The organism is uncultured Draconibacterium sp. (assembly GCF_913063105.1).
Taxonomy (GTDB): Bacteria; Bacteroidota; Bacteroidia; order Bacteroidales; family Prolixibacteraceae; genus Draconibacterium.
In genome coordinates this window covers 1-15,395 of the sequence record NZ_CAJXYQ010000035.1, presented here as the reverse complement: position 1 = coordinate 15,395, position 15,395 = coordinate 1, and the positions used below count along the sequence as shown (strand labels likewise).

The 15,395-nt window shown below is 41.1% G+C and carries 11 protein-coding genes, 1 tRNA gene and 1 pseudogene; 10 read left to right on the top strand and 3 right to left on the bottom strand.

Going from position 1 to position 15,395, the window contains the following annotated elements:
* The 8 genes and pseudogenes from QZ574_RS19165 to QZ574_RS19130 all read left to right on the top strand — a co-directional run.
* Positions 1 to 269 (top strand): annotated as a pseudogene (locus QZ574_RS19165) (hypothetical protein); the annotation flags it as partial.
* 108 nt (positions 270 to 377) lie between these two features.
* A complete protein-coding gene (locus tag QZ574_RS19160; RefSeq protein ID WP_297092568.1) occupies positions 378 to 2,930 on the top strand; it encodes a sugar-binding domain-containing protein in 2,553 nt (850 codons plus the stop codon).
* A gap of 429 nt (positions 2,931 to 3,359) precedes the next feature.
* A complete protein-coding gene (locus QZ574_RS19155) occupies positions 3,360 to 4,376 on the top strand; it encodes a zinc-binding dehydrogenase (protein WP_297092566.1) in 1,017 nt (338 codons plus the stop codon).
* A gap of 81 nt (positions 4,377 to 4,457) precedes the next feature.
* Positions 4,458 to 5,258, top strand: a complete 801-nt coding sequence (locus tag QZ574_RS19150; RefSeq protein WP_297092564.1) for a gluconate 5-dehydrogenase — start codon at positions 4,458 to 4,460, stop codon at positions 5,256 to 5,258.
* Positions 5,259 to 5,332: 74 nt separating this feature from the next.
* The gene (gene aldA / locus QZ574_RS19145; RefSeq protein WP_297092562.1) at positions 5,333 to 6,793 is read left to right on the top strand and encodes an aldehyde dehydrogenase; all 1,461 of its coding nucleotides are present in this window, start codon (positions 5,333 to 5,335) and stop codon (positions 6,791 to 6,793) included.
* A gap of 90 nt (positions 6,794 to 6,883) precedes the next feature.
* Entirely contained in the window at positions 6,884 to 7,975 is a 1,092-nt protein-coding gene (locus QZ574_RS19140; RefSeq protein WP_297092560.1) for a mandelate racemase/muconate lactonizing enzyme family protein, read from the top strand.
* Between the two features lie 152 nt (positions 7,976 to 8,127).
* Positions 8,128 to 9,165: an aldose epimerase family protein gene (locus QZ574_RS19135; RefSeq protein ID WP_297092558.1), complete on the top strand. Its 1,038-nt coding sequence runs from the start codon at positions 8,128 to 8,130 to the stop codon at positions 9,163 to 9,165.
* A gap of 25 nt (positions 9,166 to 9,190) precedes the next feature.
* The gene (locus tag QZ574_RS19130) at positions 9,191 to 10,192 is read left to right on the top strand and encodes an L-rhamnose/proton symporter RhaT (protein WP_297092556.1); all 1,002 of its coding nucleotides are present in this window, start codon (positions 9,191 to 9,193) and stop codon (positions 10,190 to 10,192) included.
* A 190-nt stretch (positions 10,193 to 10,382) separates the two neighbouring features.
* Here the strand turns inward: QZ574_RS19130 and QZ574_RS19125 are convergent.
* Positions 10,383 to 10,457: transfer RNA gene (locus QZ574_RS19125), tRNA-Arg, on the bottom strand.
* Between the two features lie 143 nt (positions 10,458 to 10,600).
* Between QZ574_RS19125 and QZ574_RS19120 the strand changes: the two genes are divergently transcribed.
* Positions 10,601 to 11,383: an HD domain-containing protein gene (locus QZ574_RS19120; RefSeq protein ID WP_297092554.1), complete on the top strand. Its 783-nt coding sequence runs from the start codon at positions 10,601 to 10,603 to the stop codon at positions 11,381 to 11,383.
* A 62-nt stretch (positions 11,384 to 11,445) separates the two neighbouring features.
* Positions 11,446 to 11,661 (top strand): (2Fe-2S)-binding protein, encoded by a 216-nt coding sequence (locus tag QZ574_RS19115; protein WP_297092552.1) that lies wholly within the window; start codon positions 11,446 to 11,448, stop codon positions 11,659 to 11,661.
* A gap of 21 nt (positions 11,662 to 11,682) precedes the next feature.
* Here the strand turns inward: QZ574_RS19115 and QZ574_RS19110 are convergent, their stop codons facing one another.
* On the bottom strand, positions 11,683 to 12,630 hold the full coding sequence (locus QZ574_RS19110; RefSeq protein ID WP_297092550.1) for a type IX secretion system membrane protein PorP/SprF: 948 nt from the start codon (positions 12,628 to 12,630) through the stop codon (positions 11,683 to 11,685).
* Positions 12,631 to 12,671: 41 nt separating this feature from the next.
* Positions 12,672 to 15,395: gliding motility-associated C-terminal domain-containing protein (locus QZ574_RS19105; protein ID WP_297092547.1), on the bottom strand; the 2,724-nt coding region annotated here is incomplete at its 5' end.

The window sequence follows — 15,395 nt, the reverse complement described above, 5'->3', positions numbered from 1 at the left end:
CCATTCAATGGGCGCCGGATGGCATAAATTTCGAAATTATGTCGTCGATTAAGGGTGCACCACATGCAATTGGCCTGGATCGTACAGTTGATAATGAAGCTGAGCCAACAGCAATTATGCGGCAAGGACTGACACACGAATACAAAACCTATGACTGGCAGTATATTCGTGGTTTCCGCTCGTGGGTGAAAAACAGTCACACCGCAAAAGGTGAAGCCAACGATGAAGGTAAAAAAGATGATTCGGCTGTTAAAACAGACACCAATTAGTTCATAAGTTTAATTAGATATTTACTTAGATGAATTCCGGAGAGACCATGCTTCAAGGTCTTTCCGGTTTTAAAAACAAGAGTGAAAACAAACTTAACCAGTAGGAAAATGAAAAAACATAAAGAGAGAATAAAAAAGCAATTAAATATTTGCTTGCTTCTGCTTATTTCTATTCTCAGTGTGCAGGTTATGGCGCAACCCAACACAACCTTCTCTGCAGCCGATATGAACAGAGTACGCGATTTAAGCGGAATGAAATGGAAGTTTAAAATGATGTTGCCTGGCGAAGGGGTAAAAAAAGGACTGCATCGCCTGCCGTCAGAAGATATTGAAACGCTGGTTTGGAACAATGCCCGGGTGCCGGGCGATGTATACACTGATTTGTGGAAAGCCGGAGTAATCGACGATCCGTACTTCGGACGCAATAACGTTCGTGCACAGTGGGTGCAACAATACGAATGGTGGTACTCGCACCAGTTTGATATGAAGGAAATTCCGGAAGACGAAATTGTAGAATTGGTTTTTGAGGGTGTTGATTACAGTTGCGAAGTGTGGCTAAACGGTCATTACCTTGGCGGACACGAAGGAGTATTTTCGAAATTTTCTTTCGATATAACTAAGTATTTGCGCACACATCCGTGGGATGCACAAAAGGGCAGAAATATGCTAATGGTTAAGCTTGATCCGCCGCCACAGGTAAACGCGTTTGTAGCCGGTAAAAAAACACCATGGTTTGGCGATTATACCCGCGATCTTACTCCAATTGGTATCTGGCGTCCGGTAAAAATGGTACGCACCGGTAAAGTACGTTTTAACGATGTGTATGCCAATAACAATATAAACAAAGATGGCTCGGCTGATGTAAAACTTGAAATTACGGTTGAAAACACCGGTAAGCAAGCAAAACAAATGGATTTTGCCGCAACCCTGGCAGGGCATAATTTCGACATGAAAAATGTGGATATTGAATTCTCGGAAACTATTAGACCCGGCTTGCAAAAGGTGGTAAAAAACATTCATTTAAAAGAACCAAAATTGTGGTATCCATGGGATTTGGGCGATCCAAACCTGTACAAAATTGATATTGCCTTAAAAGACGACCAGGTCAATCACGATTTCAATCAAACGGTTTTCGGTATTCGCGAAGTTACCATGAAATGGAATCCCGGCTTCGAAAAAGATGTGGATGTTACTTTTCCGCGTTCAACTTACATTAACGGTAAATTCCATTTCATCCGTTCGGCTTGCTGGGGAGGCCCACCCGATATTTTTGTTGGACGCACCTCACCAGAAGAATATAAGGAACTGATTCGCCTCGCCAAAGAGATGAATATGAATAACATCCGTATTTTCGGCTGGCACCCACCAGAAATTCCTGAATTCTACCAATACTGTAACGAAATGGGGATGACGGTTTGGCAAGATATGATTCCGCTGGGAACAGGAAACATTCCGTACGACGAAGAAAACCTTGTTGAAATTTTTAACGAAGGTATAAAGGTTGTAAAAGAACGCCGCAACCACCCATCGCTGATTATGATGGAGGGAGGTGAAGAAATGATGTTCCGCACGCGTGATCCACATGCCGGGCGCGCTTTTCTTGAGCGTTTGGGCGATTCCTTACAGGCCTATGTAAACCTGCCTTATGTGCCCGATTCGCCAATGACCGACCATGTGGCACAGGAAGCCGGATTTAAGCCAAAAGAAGCCGTTCATGCCTTGCGTTATTTTTACGATATGGGCCAATGGTTGCACGAAGACTGGTACCAGGAATATTGCGATGGGTATCCCATAGTGCCGGAGTTTGCCATTACCTCGGTTCCTGATGTCGAGAGCTTGAAAAAATTTATTCCGGAAGAGGAAATGTGGCCTCCGGGTTTAAGTTGGGGACACCATTGGGCCGACCTAACCCGCTTGCGTATGCAAAACTGGGACGTTTTTGGAAGCGAAATGAAAGGCTCGTTGGAAGAATTTGTGGAAGCATCGCAAGACGCCCAGGGGATTATCTTTCAAAATGGAATTGAGCATTTTCGTCGCGATAAACCACAGTTAAGTGGCATTGCCCTGTGCCATTTTATTACCTACTGCCCCGATATGAAGTGGGGAATAATTGACGCTTACCAAAAACCTAAAAATTCGTTCAATTTTGTGCAAAAAGCCTACCAGCCGCTGCTGGTGAATTTCCAGTTTACAAAACGCCGTTGGCATAACGATGAGCCTTTTGTTGGAAATATCTGGGTTGTGAATGATTTATACGAAGCGTACGAAAACCTTGAAATACGATTTGAAATTAAAGACGATGGCGGAAAAGTATTGAGCAATAAAAACTTCGCTGTAAAAAAGGTTGAGGAGAACAGTGCCAAATTGTTTTTTGAAATCGAGGAAGATGTATTGAGCTCCGTAAACAAGAAATTTTTTGTAACGCTTGAAATGACTGACAAAGATGGCAGAACTGTTTCAGCCAACGATTACTTCTTTTTAATTGGCGACCAGGCCGAAGCAACAAAATACTACAACAACTGGAAGCAGGAGCGTATTGAGCAGGAAAATAAACACGGACGCTACGGTTCGTATTATCATTTCTATAAAGAGTTTACCGGCCAGGATGGAGCAAAATACGAAAGCGATATTCAGGTTCCGCGTGCAATAGGATTTGAATAAGAAGGCAAAGAATTAGACAACCTTGTGAAATAGTTGGTTGGGAATCATCTTAGATAGCAGTGTTTCTGGCTAAGTGATTTGTAGTCAGGTGATATTGTTGTGATTGAGTAGATGGTCTATTACAAGCTAAAATAAATTTGCCCCTTGTTTTAACGAAGATTGTCCTCGGTCGTTCTTGCTTTTTACTGATAAATTGCCACCCTGATTTCAACTTGAAGTGGAATAATTATACTGGCTCAAAATGAAACTGTGCCTTATAATTAAAACATAATTATAGTCGTATAAAAAACACGAATGGATTCAGAATGTATCGAAGGAATAACGTTTATGGGCTTCGAACGATATTGTACAGATGAAAAAGGAATAATACAGCTTGGCGATTTGAAAACATACCTTTTCAATCGTATACTAACTATTAAAACTATAATAATGAAAGCATCTTTATACGAAGGAAACAAAACTTTTTCGATAGTTGAAAAAGAGATAGAGGCACCAAAAGCCGGTGAAGTAAGAGTAAAAGTAGCTTATTGCGGGGTTTGTGGAACCGATGTGCATATTTACCATGGCATGATGGATAAACGGGTGAATATTCCGGAAACGATTGGGCACGAAATGTCTGGGGTGATTGACGCTATTGGTGAAGGTGTTGCGGGGTTCGAAGTTGGTGAAAAAATAACAGTTCGCCCATTGGATAACCGACTGGAGGAAGCATCAGATAAAGGCTTTGGCCATATTGCAAAAAAGCTGAAATTTATTGGAATCGACAGTCCCGGTGCTTTTCAGCAGTACTGGAATGTGCCTGCGTTTACCCTGCATAAATTAAAGCAAGAAACCGATTTGAAACTGGCAGCACTTATCGAACCACTTTCTGTTGCCTGTCATGATGTTCGTCGTGGACGCACAAAAAAGGGAGAAACAGCAGTGGTTCTTGGTGGTGGCCCAATCGGCTTATTGGTTGCAATGGTTGCCAAACACAAAGGAGCCAATGTAATTATTTCTGAGGTAAATGAAATTCGGATTAATATGGCCCGCGAAATGGGTTTTGAGGTTGTTAATCCGGCAAAAACTGATTTGGTAGCTTACGTTGAAGAAAAAACCAACGGCCGTTTGGCTGATGTTGTTTTTGATGTAGCCGGTGTGCAACCAGCTCTGGATATTATGACCGAAGTGGCCGGTATACGCGGAAGAATTGTAATTGTAGCTATTTATGGAGAGCCCAAACCAGTAAACCTGTTTAAGTTTTTTTGGAAAGAACTGGAATTAATTGGTGCACGCGTGTATGAGAAAGAAGACTATGAAGAATCAATTCGTTTAATCACCGAAAACAACTATCCTTTTGAAAAAATAATAACAGCAATAAAACCGCTTGAGAACATCCAGAGCTTGTTTGAGATGATTGATTCTACTCCCGACGGTATGAAGTTTTTAGTGGATTGTAATGCCTAGTAACATTGCTATGAAACAGTTGAACCCAGGAGAATTTATATAAGACGAAATCAATAAATAATTAATCAAAAAAATTAGAAAATGAATACAACAGAACTTTTTGACTTAACAGGTAAGGTTGCTTTGGTAACCGGTGGAACTCACGGAATTGGAATGGCTTGCGGAAAAGCTCTGGCAAAAGCTGGTGCAAAACTTTGCGTAAACGATATTGATGAGGAAAAACTGGCAGCAGCAAAAGAGGAATACGCTAAAGATGGAATTGATGTGTATACCCTGAATTTTAATGTGTGCAGCGAGGAAGAAGTGGATAAAGGGGTAACAAAAATTGAAAACGAAGTTGGGCCTGTTGATATTTTGGTAAATAACGCCGGAATAATAAAACGAATTCCGATTTTAGAGATGAGTGTGAAAGAATACGAACAGGTTATTGATGTAGACCTTGTTGCTCCATTAATTGTTGCCAAACGTATTGCTCCAGGAATGATTGAACGCCGTGAGGGGAAGATTATTAATATGTGCTCGATGATGAGTGTTTATGGTCGCCAAAACGTTTCGGCTTACGCTTCAGCAAAGGGCGGACTTAAATTGTTAACTGCCAATATGTGCTGCGAGTGGGCAAAATTCAACCTGCAGGTAAACGGAATTGGGCCGGGGTATATTGCTACAGCACAAACTGCTCCTATTCGCGAAGGCGGACATCCGTTTAACGATTTGGTAATGACCCGCACACCTGCCGGCCGTTGGGGAGACCCTCAGGATGTTGGAAATGCCTGTTTGTTTTTATCATCGAAAGCTGCCGATTTTGTTAATGGTCAGGTACTTTATGTCGACGGTGGAATACTGGCCAATTTTGGATATGTAAAAGGCGAAAACGAAGTTTAGCAGGCGTCATGCTACTCTTTTTTTATGTAGAATTAAAGAGATGATAGGTAAAAAATAATCTTATTTATAAAACAATGACAACGCAAAATATGAAATTCGACCAATTTATAAATGGCCAGTGGGTAGCACCCTTAAACGGTTGTTACATCGATGTCTTAAACCCTTCAACCGACGAGGTGGTTGGGCTTGTGGCCGATGGCGATGAAGCTGATGCAGTAGTGGCCTTACAAGCTGCAGAAGCTGCAAAAACAGCATGGGCTGCTACTCCGGCTAAAAAACGCGCCGACTTGCTTCGTGCACTTTGTGCCGAGGTTCAGGCCAAGCGCGAACAACTGGCAACAGTGCTTACAAAAGAGCAGGGCAAGCTGTATAAAGTGGCTTTGTTTGAAGTAGACGTATTCTGTTCGTTTGTTGAATATGCTTGCGAGTGGGCCCGCCGTATCGAAGGCGATATTATTCCTTCTGATAACGAAAACGAACAAATCTGGATTCAAAAAATACCCCGCGGGGTGGTGGTGGCTATAACCGCATGGAATTTTCCGTTGGCTTTGGCAGGCCGTAAAATCGGGCCGGCGCTTGTTGCCGGAAATACAATGGTAATAAAGCCTACCAGCGAAACTCCTCTTTCTACTTTTATGCTGGGCGAGATGGCTAAAAAAGCAGGTATCCCCGATGGCGTTCTGAATATTGTTAACGGGCCAGGCCGTACCATGGGGAATGCACTGGTAAAAAATCCAATTACCAAAATGGTAAGCATGACAGGAAGCACTCCGGCCGGTCAGGCTATTTTTAAAGCAGCCGCCGAAAATCTGGCTCATGTGCAGCTCGAATTAGGCGGAAAGGCACCTTTTATCGCTTTCGAGGATGCTGATATTGACGAGGCAGTGGCTGCTGCGCTTCACTCGCGTTTTGATAATTGTGGGCAAGTGTGCACCTGTAACGAGCGCATGTACATTCACGAAGATATTTATGATGCCTTTATGCTTAAATTTATGGAAAAGGTGAAGGCGCTAAAAATTGGGGATCCTTTTGATGATTCAACCGACATAGGGCCAAAGGTAAATAAGGCGGAAATGAAAAATATGCAGCACCTGGTTGAAGTTAGTTTAAAAGAAGGTGCAACGCTGGCTTATGGCGGAAAATCACCGGAAGGAGCTGAATTTCAAAAAGGGAATTGGTTTATGCCAACCATTTTAACTGATGTAAGACAGAATATGACCGTGGTGCACGAAGAAGCATTTGGCCCAATTTTACCGGTGCTAAAGTTTAAAACTTTTGAAGAGGTAATTGCTTATGCCAACGATTGTGAATTTGGTTTGGCGGCCATGGTATTTACCAACGATATGAATAAAATTATGCGTTGCAATACAGAGCTGGAGTTTGGCGAAATTTATATCAATCGCGGACACGGGGAACTTCACCAGGGTTTTCATAACGGGTATAAAATGAGTGGTACCGGTGGAGAAGATGGGAAATACGGTTTTGAACAGTATCTGGAAAAGAAAACTTTTTACGTACGGCATAAGGCTCAATAGACTTTACACAGTTTATAGCTGGCAGATTCAGGGTGGCAAACGTTTCGATGTGGATGACAGAACCACCTTTGCCCTAATTCAAAATAAAAAATGACCAAAATACAAACGATAAAAACGCAGTTGTTTAAAGTGCCTCTTCCTGAGGTGCTTAACGATGCTAAACATGGCGATCATACCCATTTTGAGCTGGTTACCACAACCATTACCTTAGAAGATGGCAGTGAAGGAACGGGCTATACCTATACCGGAGGCAAAGGTGGCCGAGCCATTAAGGCAATGCTTGAATATGATCTTGCACCAGCCTTGATTGGGAAAGACGGCGATGCCATTGATGAGATTTACGATTTTATGGAATGGCATATCCATTATGTAGGCCGTGGAGGAATTGCGTCGTTTGCCATCTCAACTATTGATATAGCATTGTGGGATTTTAAGTGTAAAAAAGCCGGATTGCCATTGTGGAAAATGGCCGGAGGAGCCAACAAGACCTGCAAAGCCTATTGTGGTGGAATCGATCTTCAGTTTCCGATTGAGAAACTTTTAAATAATATGAAAGGTTATTTGGAAGCGGGTTTTAATGCTGTAAAAATAAAAATTGGCAGCCCTGATCTCAATCGCGACATTGAACGAATAAAGGCAGTGCGCGAGTTTATTGGTCCCGATATAACCTTTATGGTTGATGCCAATTATTCAATGACAGTTGATAAAGCCATTGAGTGTATTAAACGCTTTAAACCTTACAACATTCTTTGGTTTGAAGAGCCAATTATCCCGGATAATTATCTGGGCTTCGCAAAAATTGCAGACGAAACGGGTATGGCGTTGGCAATGGGAGAGAACCTGCACACTATTCACGAATTTGAATATGCCTTCGAGCAGGCAAAACTCTCTTTTATTCAACCCGATGCATCAAACTGTGGCGGAATAACCGGTTTTTTGGCAGCGGCCGAAATGTCGCGTAAATACAATATCCCGGTATGCTCGCATGGAATGCAGGAATTGCATGTGAGTTTGGTTTCAGCACAAGAAAATGCCGGTTGGCTTGAGGTGCATAGTTTTCCTATTGATGAATATACTACTCGCCCCTTGGTTGTTGAAAACCATCGTGCAGTTGCGCCCGATTATCCCGGTACCGGAGTAGTTTTCAACTGGGACAAACTGGCTCCATACGAGCTTGTGTAGCTAACTAATTCAGGCAACAATATTACCCCGGTAAAATAAATCCGGGGTTTTTAAAACTTACCATACGAAGTGGACTGAACTATCAGTAAAAAACAGAAATATGCGGAGAGTGACTGGAAGAGAATATTATCAGAACTAAAAACCAAATAACGATGACCATAAAACAGCAGAATTTTGGAAGCTTCGAAAACCAGAAAATAAGCCTTTATACGCTTGAAAATTCCCAAGGAATGCAGGTTAGGTTAATGAATTTTGGTGCTACCATTACGCAAATTACCATTCCCAACAGCAAGGGACAACCTGTTTCTATTGCCTGCGGTTTTGATAACTTTGAAGACTATTTTTCAGAAAAATACAGAGCTAACGCACCCTATTTTGGATGCACTGTGGGGCGTTATTGCTCGCAAATTAAAGACGCAAAATTTGAGATAGATGGCCGGGAGTACAAGCTGGCCAAAAACTGTGGAGAAAATAACCTGCATGGTGGAACCATTGGTTTCGATAAAAAAATATGGGAAGCAGAGCCAATCCGGACTGAAAATGCTGTTGTTTTTCGTTTGTGGAGCAAGGACATGGAAAAAGGCTTTCCGGGAAATGTTGAGGCGCAGGTAAAAGTAACTCTTACCGAAAACAATGAGATTGTATTGAATTACGAGGCTATTGCGGATAAAAAAACACCATTATCGATGACCAATCACAGTTATTGGAATCTTTCCGGTTTTAATACTGATATTCAGGATAACCTGGTTAAAATTAACACCAACAAGTTAATGGAAACCGACCAAACAGGTGCCGCTACCGGGGTCGTAAATGTTGAAGGTACGATTAATGATTTGCGCAGTGCACGAACAATAAAAGAGGTGCAATCGGAGCTTGGCGATGGTTTTGAACATTTTTACATTTTTGATACCGACACAAAACAGCTTAAGGCCATTGCCGAAATTGAAGATAAAGAATCCGGTAGAAAGCTGGAAGTTTTATCAACAGAACCATGCATGCTTTTTTACACCGCCAAATACATGGCTGACGAGCTACAACGAAACGAGAACGAAAAATATGGAAGATACCGTGCCTTTGCCTGCGAAACACATCGTTGGCAAAATGGTCCAAATCTTTCCGAATCGCCCAATACCTTTATCGAGGCTAATGAGAAATTTACGAGTAAAACCATATTCAAATTGAAATTTTAGAAATCACTACTAAAACAATACAACTATGATTGGAATTCTATTCGCGGTATTTGCCGGCGTAATGTTAGGCTTTTGGGCTATGCCCGGAAAATTTGTAAAAAACTATGAGTTTGAAAATGCCTGGGGTGTTTGCTATTTATTTATGTTATGGATTATTCCTGTAATACTGGGATTTTCACTAATTGATAATTTTGCACAGGTGTTGAGCGATGTTGGGGGAGCTGTTTTATTAAAAATGCTAATCCCCAGTTTTCTATGGGGAGTTGGAATGCTTTTGTGGGGAAAAGCCATTAACCATATTGGCTTGTCGTTAGGCTTCTCCATTTTTATCGGTACCATTGTTTTTATTGGTTCCTTACTGCCCTTTTTTATTTACGGCTTGCCAGCAACCAATGTTTTGCTAACTATCCTCCTCGGTATTTTGGTCATTCTTTTGGGCATAGTAATGAATGGACGTGCCGGTATATTGCGCGAGGGAAATAAAAGTGGAGAGAAAGCCGCTGGTGGCTCGATGATGACCGGGATAATAATTGCCGTGGTTGGAGGTTTACTTTGCACGGGATTTAATATTGCAAACGAATTTGGGAAAGAAGCTATTGCTGTTGCTGTTGAAAAAAACGGGAACGAAAGCTGGCTAACTTCTGTGGCCTCCATGTTTATCGTTTATGTGTCTGGTGGCCTATTTGTAATACCTTATTTTCTTATACAAATTACCCGGAAGAAAATGTGGGCTGCCTTTCGCGTGGCTGAGGCTGGTAAAAATGTGTCGTTGGCAGGTTTAATGGCCGCACTAAACTTTACAGCATCTATTTTATTTGCCTATTCTGCTTTTGTTCTTGGCAAAGCAGGAGGCACTATCGGATACGCAATTTTTAATACCATGTCGGTGGTTGTTGCCGTTGTTGGAGGAATAGTAACAAAAGAGTGGGCTACGGCAAAACAACAAGCTAAAAGTGCCTTGTATATTGGCCTTGCAGCAATGATTATAGGGGTTGTAATTATTGCAATTGGCAATGGTCTGGCCTAACCGTAAAGCCATGAAGTATTTAGAGAGACGCTGTGAGCAATAATTAAATGTTGATTAATTCTCCTGGTTAAGAGCCAAAGTCAATAAGGTTTATAAAGTAAGCAGATTGTTTTTACTCAACATTTAGAATATTCAGCTAATAAAAAACCGTAATAAGCTTTTTCTTTTAGCTTACTACGGTTTTTTTTGTTGGTGATCCCACCGGGATTCGAACCCAGATCGCAAGAACCGGAATCTTGTATTCTATCCATTGAACTATGGGACCATTTGCGTGCAAAAGTAACAAATTTCCCGAATGTGAGTAGTGAAATTGAAGATTAGCTTAGGATTAATTGTTAATAAAATGCTTTGCTCCCTTTAGCTGTCGTTTTTTTATATCGCTACTTTTGTGGCATAAAACAGAAAACAATGAAGGATAGGGTTAACCTTGCCAGAGAGCAATTTGATTCGTATGTTGAAGCTATCGAAGGTTTTGATGAACAGCAACTCCAAAATATTGAAATAAAACGAAACCATTCATACCGGGTTGCAGATCTTGCTGTTATGCTGGCTTCCAAACTGGGATTAAATGAAACCGAAGTTTATCTATCGTTTCTTATTGGATTGTATCACGATATCGGAAGATTTAAACAACTAAAAGATTACAATACTTTTAGTGATGCAAAATCAGTTGATCATGCAGCGTTTGGTATTGATGTTCTTAAAAACGGGAATTTTTTTAATGACCTGGATGAGGACCAGGTTAACCTGATTTATTTGGCTATACAACAGCATAATAAACTTGGGTTACCAAAACAATTGAGTGATAAACAGCGACTGCTGGCACAAATAATACGGGATGCCGATAAACTGGATATTTTAAGGGTAATTACCGATTATTATTCTAATCCAAAAGCTACGCCAAATCATACATTAACCTGGGAAATGCCTAAAGGAAATACTGTTTCGCCTGATGTTTCAAAACAAATCTTAAAGGGTAGTCTTGTATCAAAGGAAAAGGTTGTCAACGAGCTGGATATTAAAGTGATGCAGTTATCCTGGGTGTATGATCTTAACTATCGTCCTTCATTTGAATTAATGATGGAACGACGTTACCTTGAAAAAATTTATAACTCGATGCCGAAAAACGACACTGTGATAGAAATTTTCAGAAAGGTAAAAGTATTTGTTGAAAATAAGTTTATTGCCTGATGCTAAAGATTGTTACGGTTGCAATATCCCGACATAAAAGTAACTCAAAAAAACAGTAAGTAATGGCTAACAGATTAGTGTGCTTATGTAATCTTGTAGATGAAAAAGAGATAAAAAAACTGCTGGAAAAAGGGGCTGATTCTACATTGCAAATTCAATCGCTAACCCGGGCGGGAACTTCTTGTGGCCGTTGTTTGCCGGTTATTGATGGTTTGGTAAAAGAGCATTTAAAAACAAAACCCAAGCCGCAACAAGGAAAGCTGCGACTCGGGTTCTAAACACAACATCAAAATATTTTTCTAGAAGTATCTTGGCGATACAACTTTTTCTTTCTTAAATCGTAATTCGTACGACACCATTACTTCGTGGGTGCCATTGTTGTAATGCTTCAGGTTTGTTGTTGCAAAGTCAATGGCATAACCAATTCTCAGTTTTTCGGCAAACAACCATTGGGCAATAAAACCATACGAATCACCCGAGCGCCACATCGCACCTAACCAAAGTTTTTCTTTTATGAGGAAATTACCTGTCAGGTCTAATTGAAGTGGAGTCCCGGTTTCAGAAGTAAACGATGCTTTTGTTAAAGCCGTTGGTTTAAACTTCACATTTTCTCCGAGGTCGAAAACAGCCCCGGCCATTAAGAAGTAATGACGTAGTTGTCCTTCAACCGAAAAGTTTTGATAATCGCTTTCAAATTTACTATTGATAACCCTTGGAATAGAGAATCCAACATAAGCACGTTTGCCGTACAGAAATGCTCCAACTCCAAAGTTTGGTTTTAGTTTCGAGTCAATATCACCAACAAATGAAGGATCACCCGGATCGATAATATTGTGCTCAGCAAGGTTGTGGTTGTAACTTGTAAACCCACCTTTTAAACCTAATCGTAAATTTGTTTTTTCGCTTAACGGAACCAGGTAGGAGTAATCGCCATAAAGGTAAAAACGCTTCACATAACCTACCTTGTCATTTATTACATTTAAACCCAGGGCTACCCGTTCATTTTTTAACGGGGCCTGAAATGAAAATGAATAAGTTTCAGGAGCACCGTCCCAGCCTGTCCACTGGTGACGGCCCAATGCCATAAAACCTACCGATTCCCATGTTCCGGCATAAGCCGGGTTTATGGTTTGCGTATTAAACATGTATTGTGTATACATCGGGTCTTGCTGTGCATTAGAGGTAAATGCTGCTACTACTATTGCCAGAATCCCTAAACCTTTGATTATATTTAATTTTGTTTTCATCGTTCTAATTTTTTCAGATTTAACATTCATTAATTAATCAATTAATTATTTAGGAATACGAATCCCGTAACTGGCTCTTTACCATCCTTATTGAAGTACAGTATGTAGAAGTAGTTGGCAGCTGGCAACTGGTCTTTACCAAGCTGCATATCGTGCATCGATGTTCCATCCCACCAGGCATCGTACTCGCCCCAATGCGACGTGTTACCAAATCGTTCTTGTTCAAACACCAGGTTGCCCCATCGGTTAAAGATTTCAATTTTGGCATCCGGATAATCGTCCTCAAACTTCGCATCGCTTTCAATAGTACACGCAATTCTGAACAGGTCATTATAACCATCACCATTAGGTGAGAAACCATCAGGAATATTCCACTCATCGCAGGTTTCAGCTTCTGGTTCTTCCGGGATAACACGTCGTTCAATGTCATCTCTCCAATCTCGAATATTATTCACCGTATCAGCGGCCATATCCACTAATGGTGCATTTGAACCTACCGCATTCTTTCCATGTAGCCATTCAAGACTTGTGTCGTAGGTGTCGTAGGCGTCGTCAAGGCCATCACCATCGCTATCCGTTCCGATGAAATCAACATCAGCAATACTGTCATAAGGTAGTTCGTCCCATCCTTCAATGTAGTCAGCAATTCCATCGTTGTCTGCATCCAAATCCTGGAAGTCAGGTGTTCCGTCAAGATCCATATCCATTGCCGGATAATACACATTCTGTTCGTTATCATCATACTGATCATCCCAACCGTCTTTATCCGAATCACTTCCTAACGGAGGATAATAGTCAAATCCAAAATCAATACCACCATCGGCTTCATACTGAATACCTTCTGGTATATTTTGTTGCCACTCAATGTTGTCGACAATACCATCGTTATCCGAATCAATATCAAGGCGATCAACTATGCCGTCACCATCAGTATCAATATCACCATCTGCATTAGCCGACTTATTTTCGTCTTGCTCATGTATATCCAAAAGACCATCATCGTCATCGTCAATATCATCTACGTCTGGAATATCATCACAGTCGGTATCCAACAGAATATGAATGGTTACCTCTGCCGTATCGCAATTTTCAGTATTTACAGTATGACAAACAGAGTAAGTAAGTGTTAATACTGCCTCGCTGGCATCTTCGTTTACATAGTTTAATGCACCATCTGTAATTGTAACACCATTAGGTAATGTATTTAACACATTAAAGTTTGAATTTTCTTGTGTTATACCTTCATCGTTGGCAAGCAAGTCTACATCGCCTGTCACGGTTCCACCCGGGCAATAAATCAAGGTAAGTACATCAGGATTTGCTCTGAATGGTTCAACACCACAATCAAATTCTCCTTCTTCAACTGTAACTGATGCAGTGCAAGTTGAAGTATTACCACATTCGTCAATTACGGTTAATGTTACTAGATTAACACCTAAACCACCGCAATAGAAGTTTTCCTTATCAATAAACATGGTGTCTATTGCACAATTGTCGGTAGAACCACCGTCAATGTCGGCAACAGTAATACTTGCAACGCCATTTTCATTCAGTTGAATTGTAATATCATTACAAACTGCAGTTGGAGCTGTGTTATCAAGAACAGTTATAACCTGTACCTGAGGTTCTGCTTCGTTTCCACAAGCATCGGCAAGTGTCCATGTACGTGTAATAATCCATTCTCCTGCACAGTTGCCTTGCTCTGTGATTTCTGTATATTCTGCATTCAAATCAGTACAGCAAATGTCGCTTTCATCAGTTACGTCACCAGTAACTTCTACGCTTGCATCATATTGGCAGTCATCTCCTGAATATATGGTAATATCGGCAGGAGCAGTAAATGTAGGAGCGATGGTATCAACAATTGTAAATGTGGCTGTTGTCGACACACTGTTGCCACAATCGTCAGTTGCAGTAAAGGTAACAGTTGCTGATCCGGTATTGCAACAACCAGGAGTAAGTGCTTCAAAATTGTTGCTCCAGGTTATTCTACCAAAGCCTGCTTCAGCAGCACCGGTTGTTCCGTGTGTTGCTAACCAGTTTTCAAGAGCTTCAGTATTTCCTAAGCCATCACATTCAACGGTTAAATCGCTTGCTTCGCTGGTAAGCTCCACAATGTCTTCTCTAACAGTCAAATTCAAAATTATTGTACTGTCGCAACCAGCTGCATTTGTCGTGTATTGGCGGTATGAACCTGTTTGGGTATAAGTTCTGCCATTTAAGGTATACTCGTCGCATACAACCATACTGATTACATTCAGTGTACTTTCCAGGATGGTTAAGTTGATGGTCAGCGTTCCGGTGCAACCTTGTTCGCTTTCAATAACCTGAGTGTAGGTTCCACTTTCAGTATATGTTTCACCATTAAGTTCATATTCTTCACAAGCAGTTACATCAATTGTATCTTCAGGGCTCTCCAATACAATCAGGTTAATAGTTAATGTACTGTCGCATCCTGCGTTGTTCGTCAGGTTCTGAATAAAGGTGCCTGATTCAGTATAAGTGGAATCATTAATAGTCACTTCATCACAAACCGTCCTGTTTATTGTTTCTTCCGAGCTGTAATTTACAGTTGCAACAATTGTAAGTGTGCTGTCGCAGCCAGCCTCATTAGTCAGGTTTTGCGTGTAAGTACCCGAGGTGTAATATGGAATTTCATTTACTACTACAGAATCGCAACCTTCTTCTTCAATTGTCGCCGTAGTGCTTTCCAGAACAGTTAAGTTGATGGTCAGCGTGCTGTCGCAACCAGCTGCATTTGTCAA

Excerpts from the sequence above, each read along its gene's own strand:
- QZ574_RS19130 (WP_297092556.1), top strand. The coding sequence starts at position 9,191 with ATGATTGGAATTCTATTCGCGGTATTTGCCGGCGTAATGTTAGGCTTT.
- QZ574_RS19150 (WP_297092564.1), top strand. The coding sequence starts at position 4,458 with ATGAATACAACAGAACTTTTTGACTTAACAGGTAAGGTTGCTTTGGTA.
- QZ574_RS19115 (WP_297092552.1), top strand. The coding sequence starts at position 11,446 with ATGGCTAACAGATTAGTGTGCTTATGTAATCTTGTAGATGAAAAAGAG.
- QZ574_RS19140 (WP_297092560.1), top strand. The coding sequence starts at position 6,884 with ATGACCAAAATACAAACGATAAAAACGCAGTTGTTTAAAGTGCCTCTT.
- QZ574_RS19110 (WP_297092550.1), bottom strand. The coding sequence starts at position 12,630 with ATGAAAACAAAATTAAATATAATCAAAGGTTTAGGGATTCTGGCAATA.
- aldA (WP_297092562.1), top strand. The coding sequence starts at position 5,333 with ATGACAACGCAAAATATGAAATTCGACCAATTTATAAATGGCCAGTGG.
- QZ574_RS19160 (WP_297092568.1), top strand. The coding sequence starts at position 378 with ATGAAAAAACATAAAGAGAGAATAAAAAAGCAATTAAATATTTGCTTG.
- QZ574_RS19120 (WP_297092554.1), top strand. The coding sequence starts at position 10,601 with ATGAAGGATAGGGTTAACCTTGCCAGAGAGCAATTTGATTCGTATGTT.
- QZ574_RS19135 (WP_297092558.1), top strand. The coding sequence starts at position 8,128 with ATGACCATAAAACAGCAGAATTTTGGAAGCTTCGAAAACCAGAAAATA.
- QZ574_RS19155 (WP_297092566.1), top strand. The coding sequence starts at position 3,360 with ATGAAAGCATCTTTATACGAAGGAAACAAAACTTTTTCGATAGTTGAA.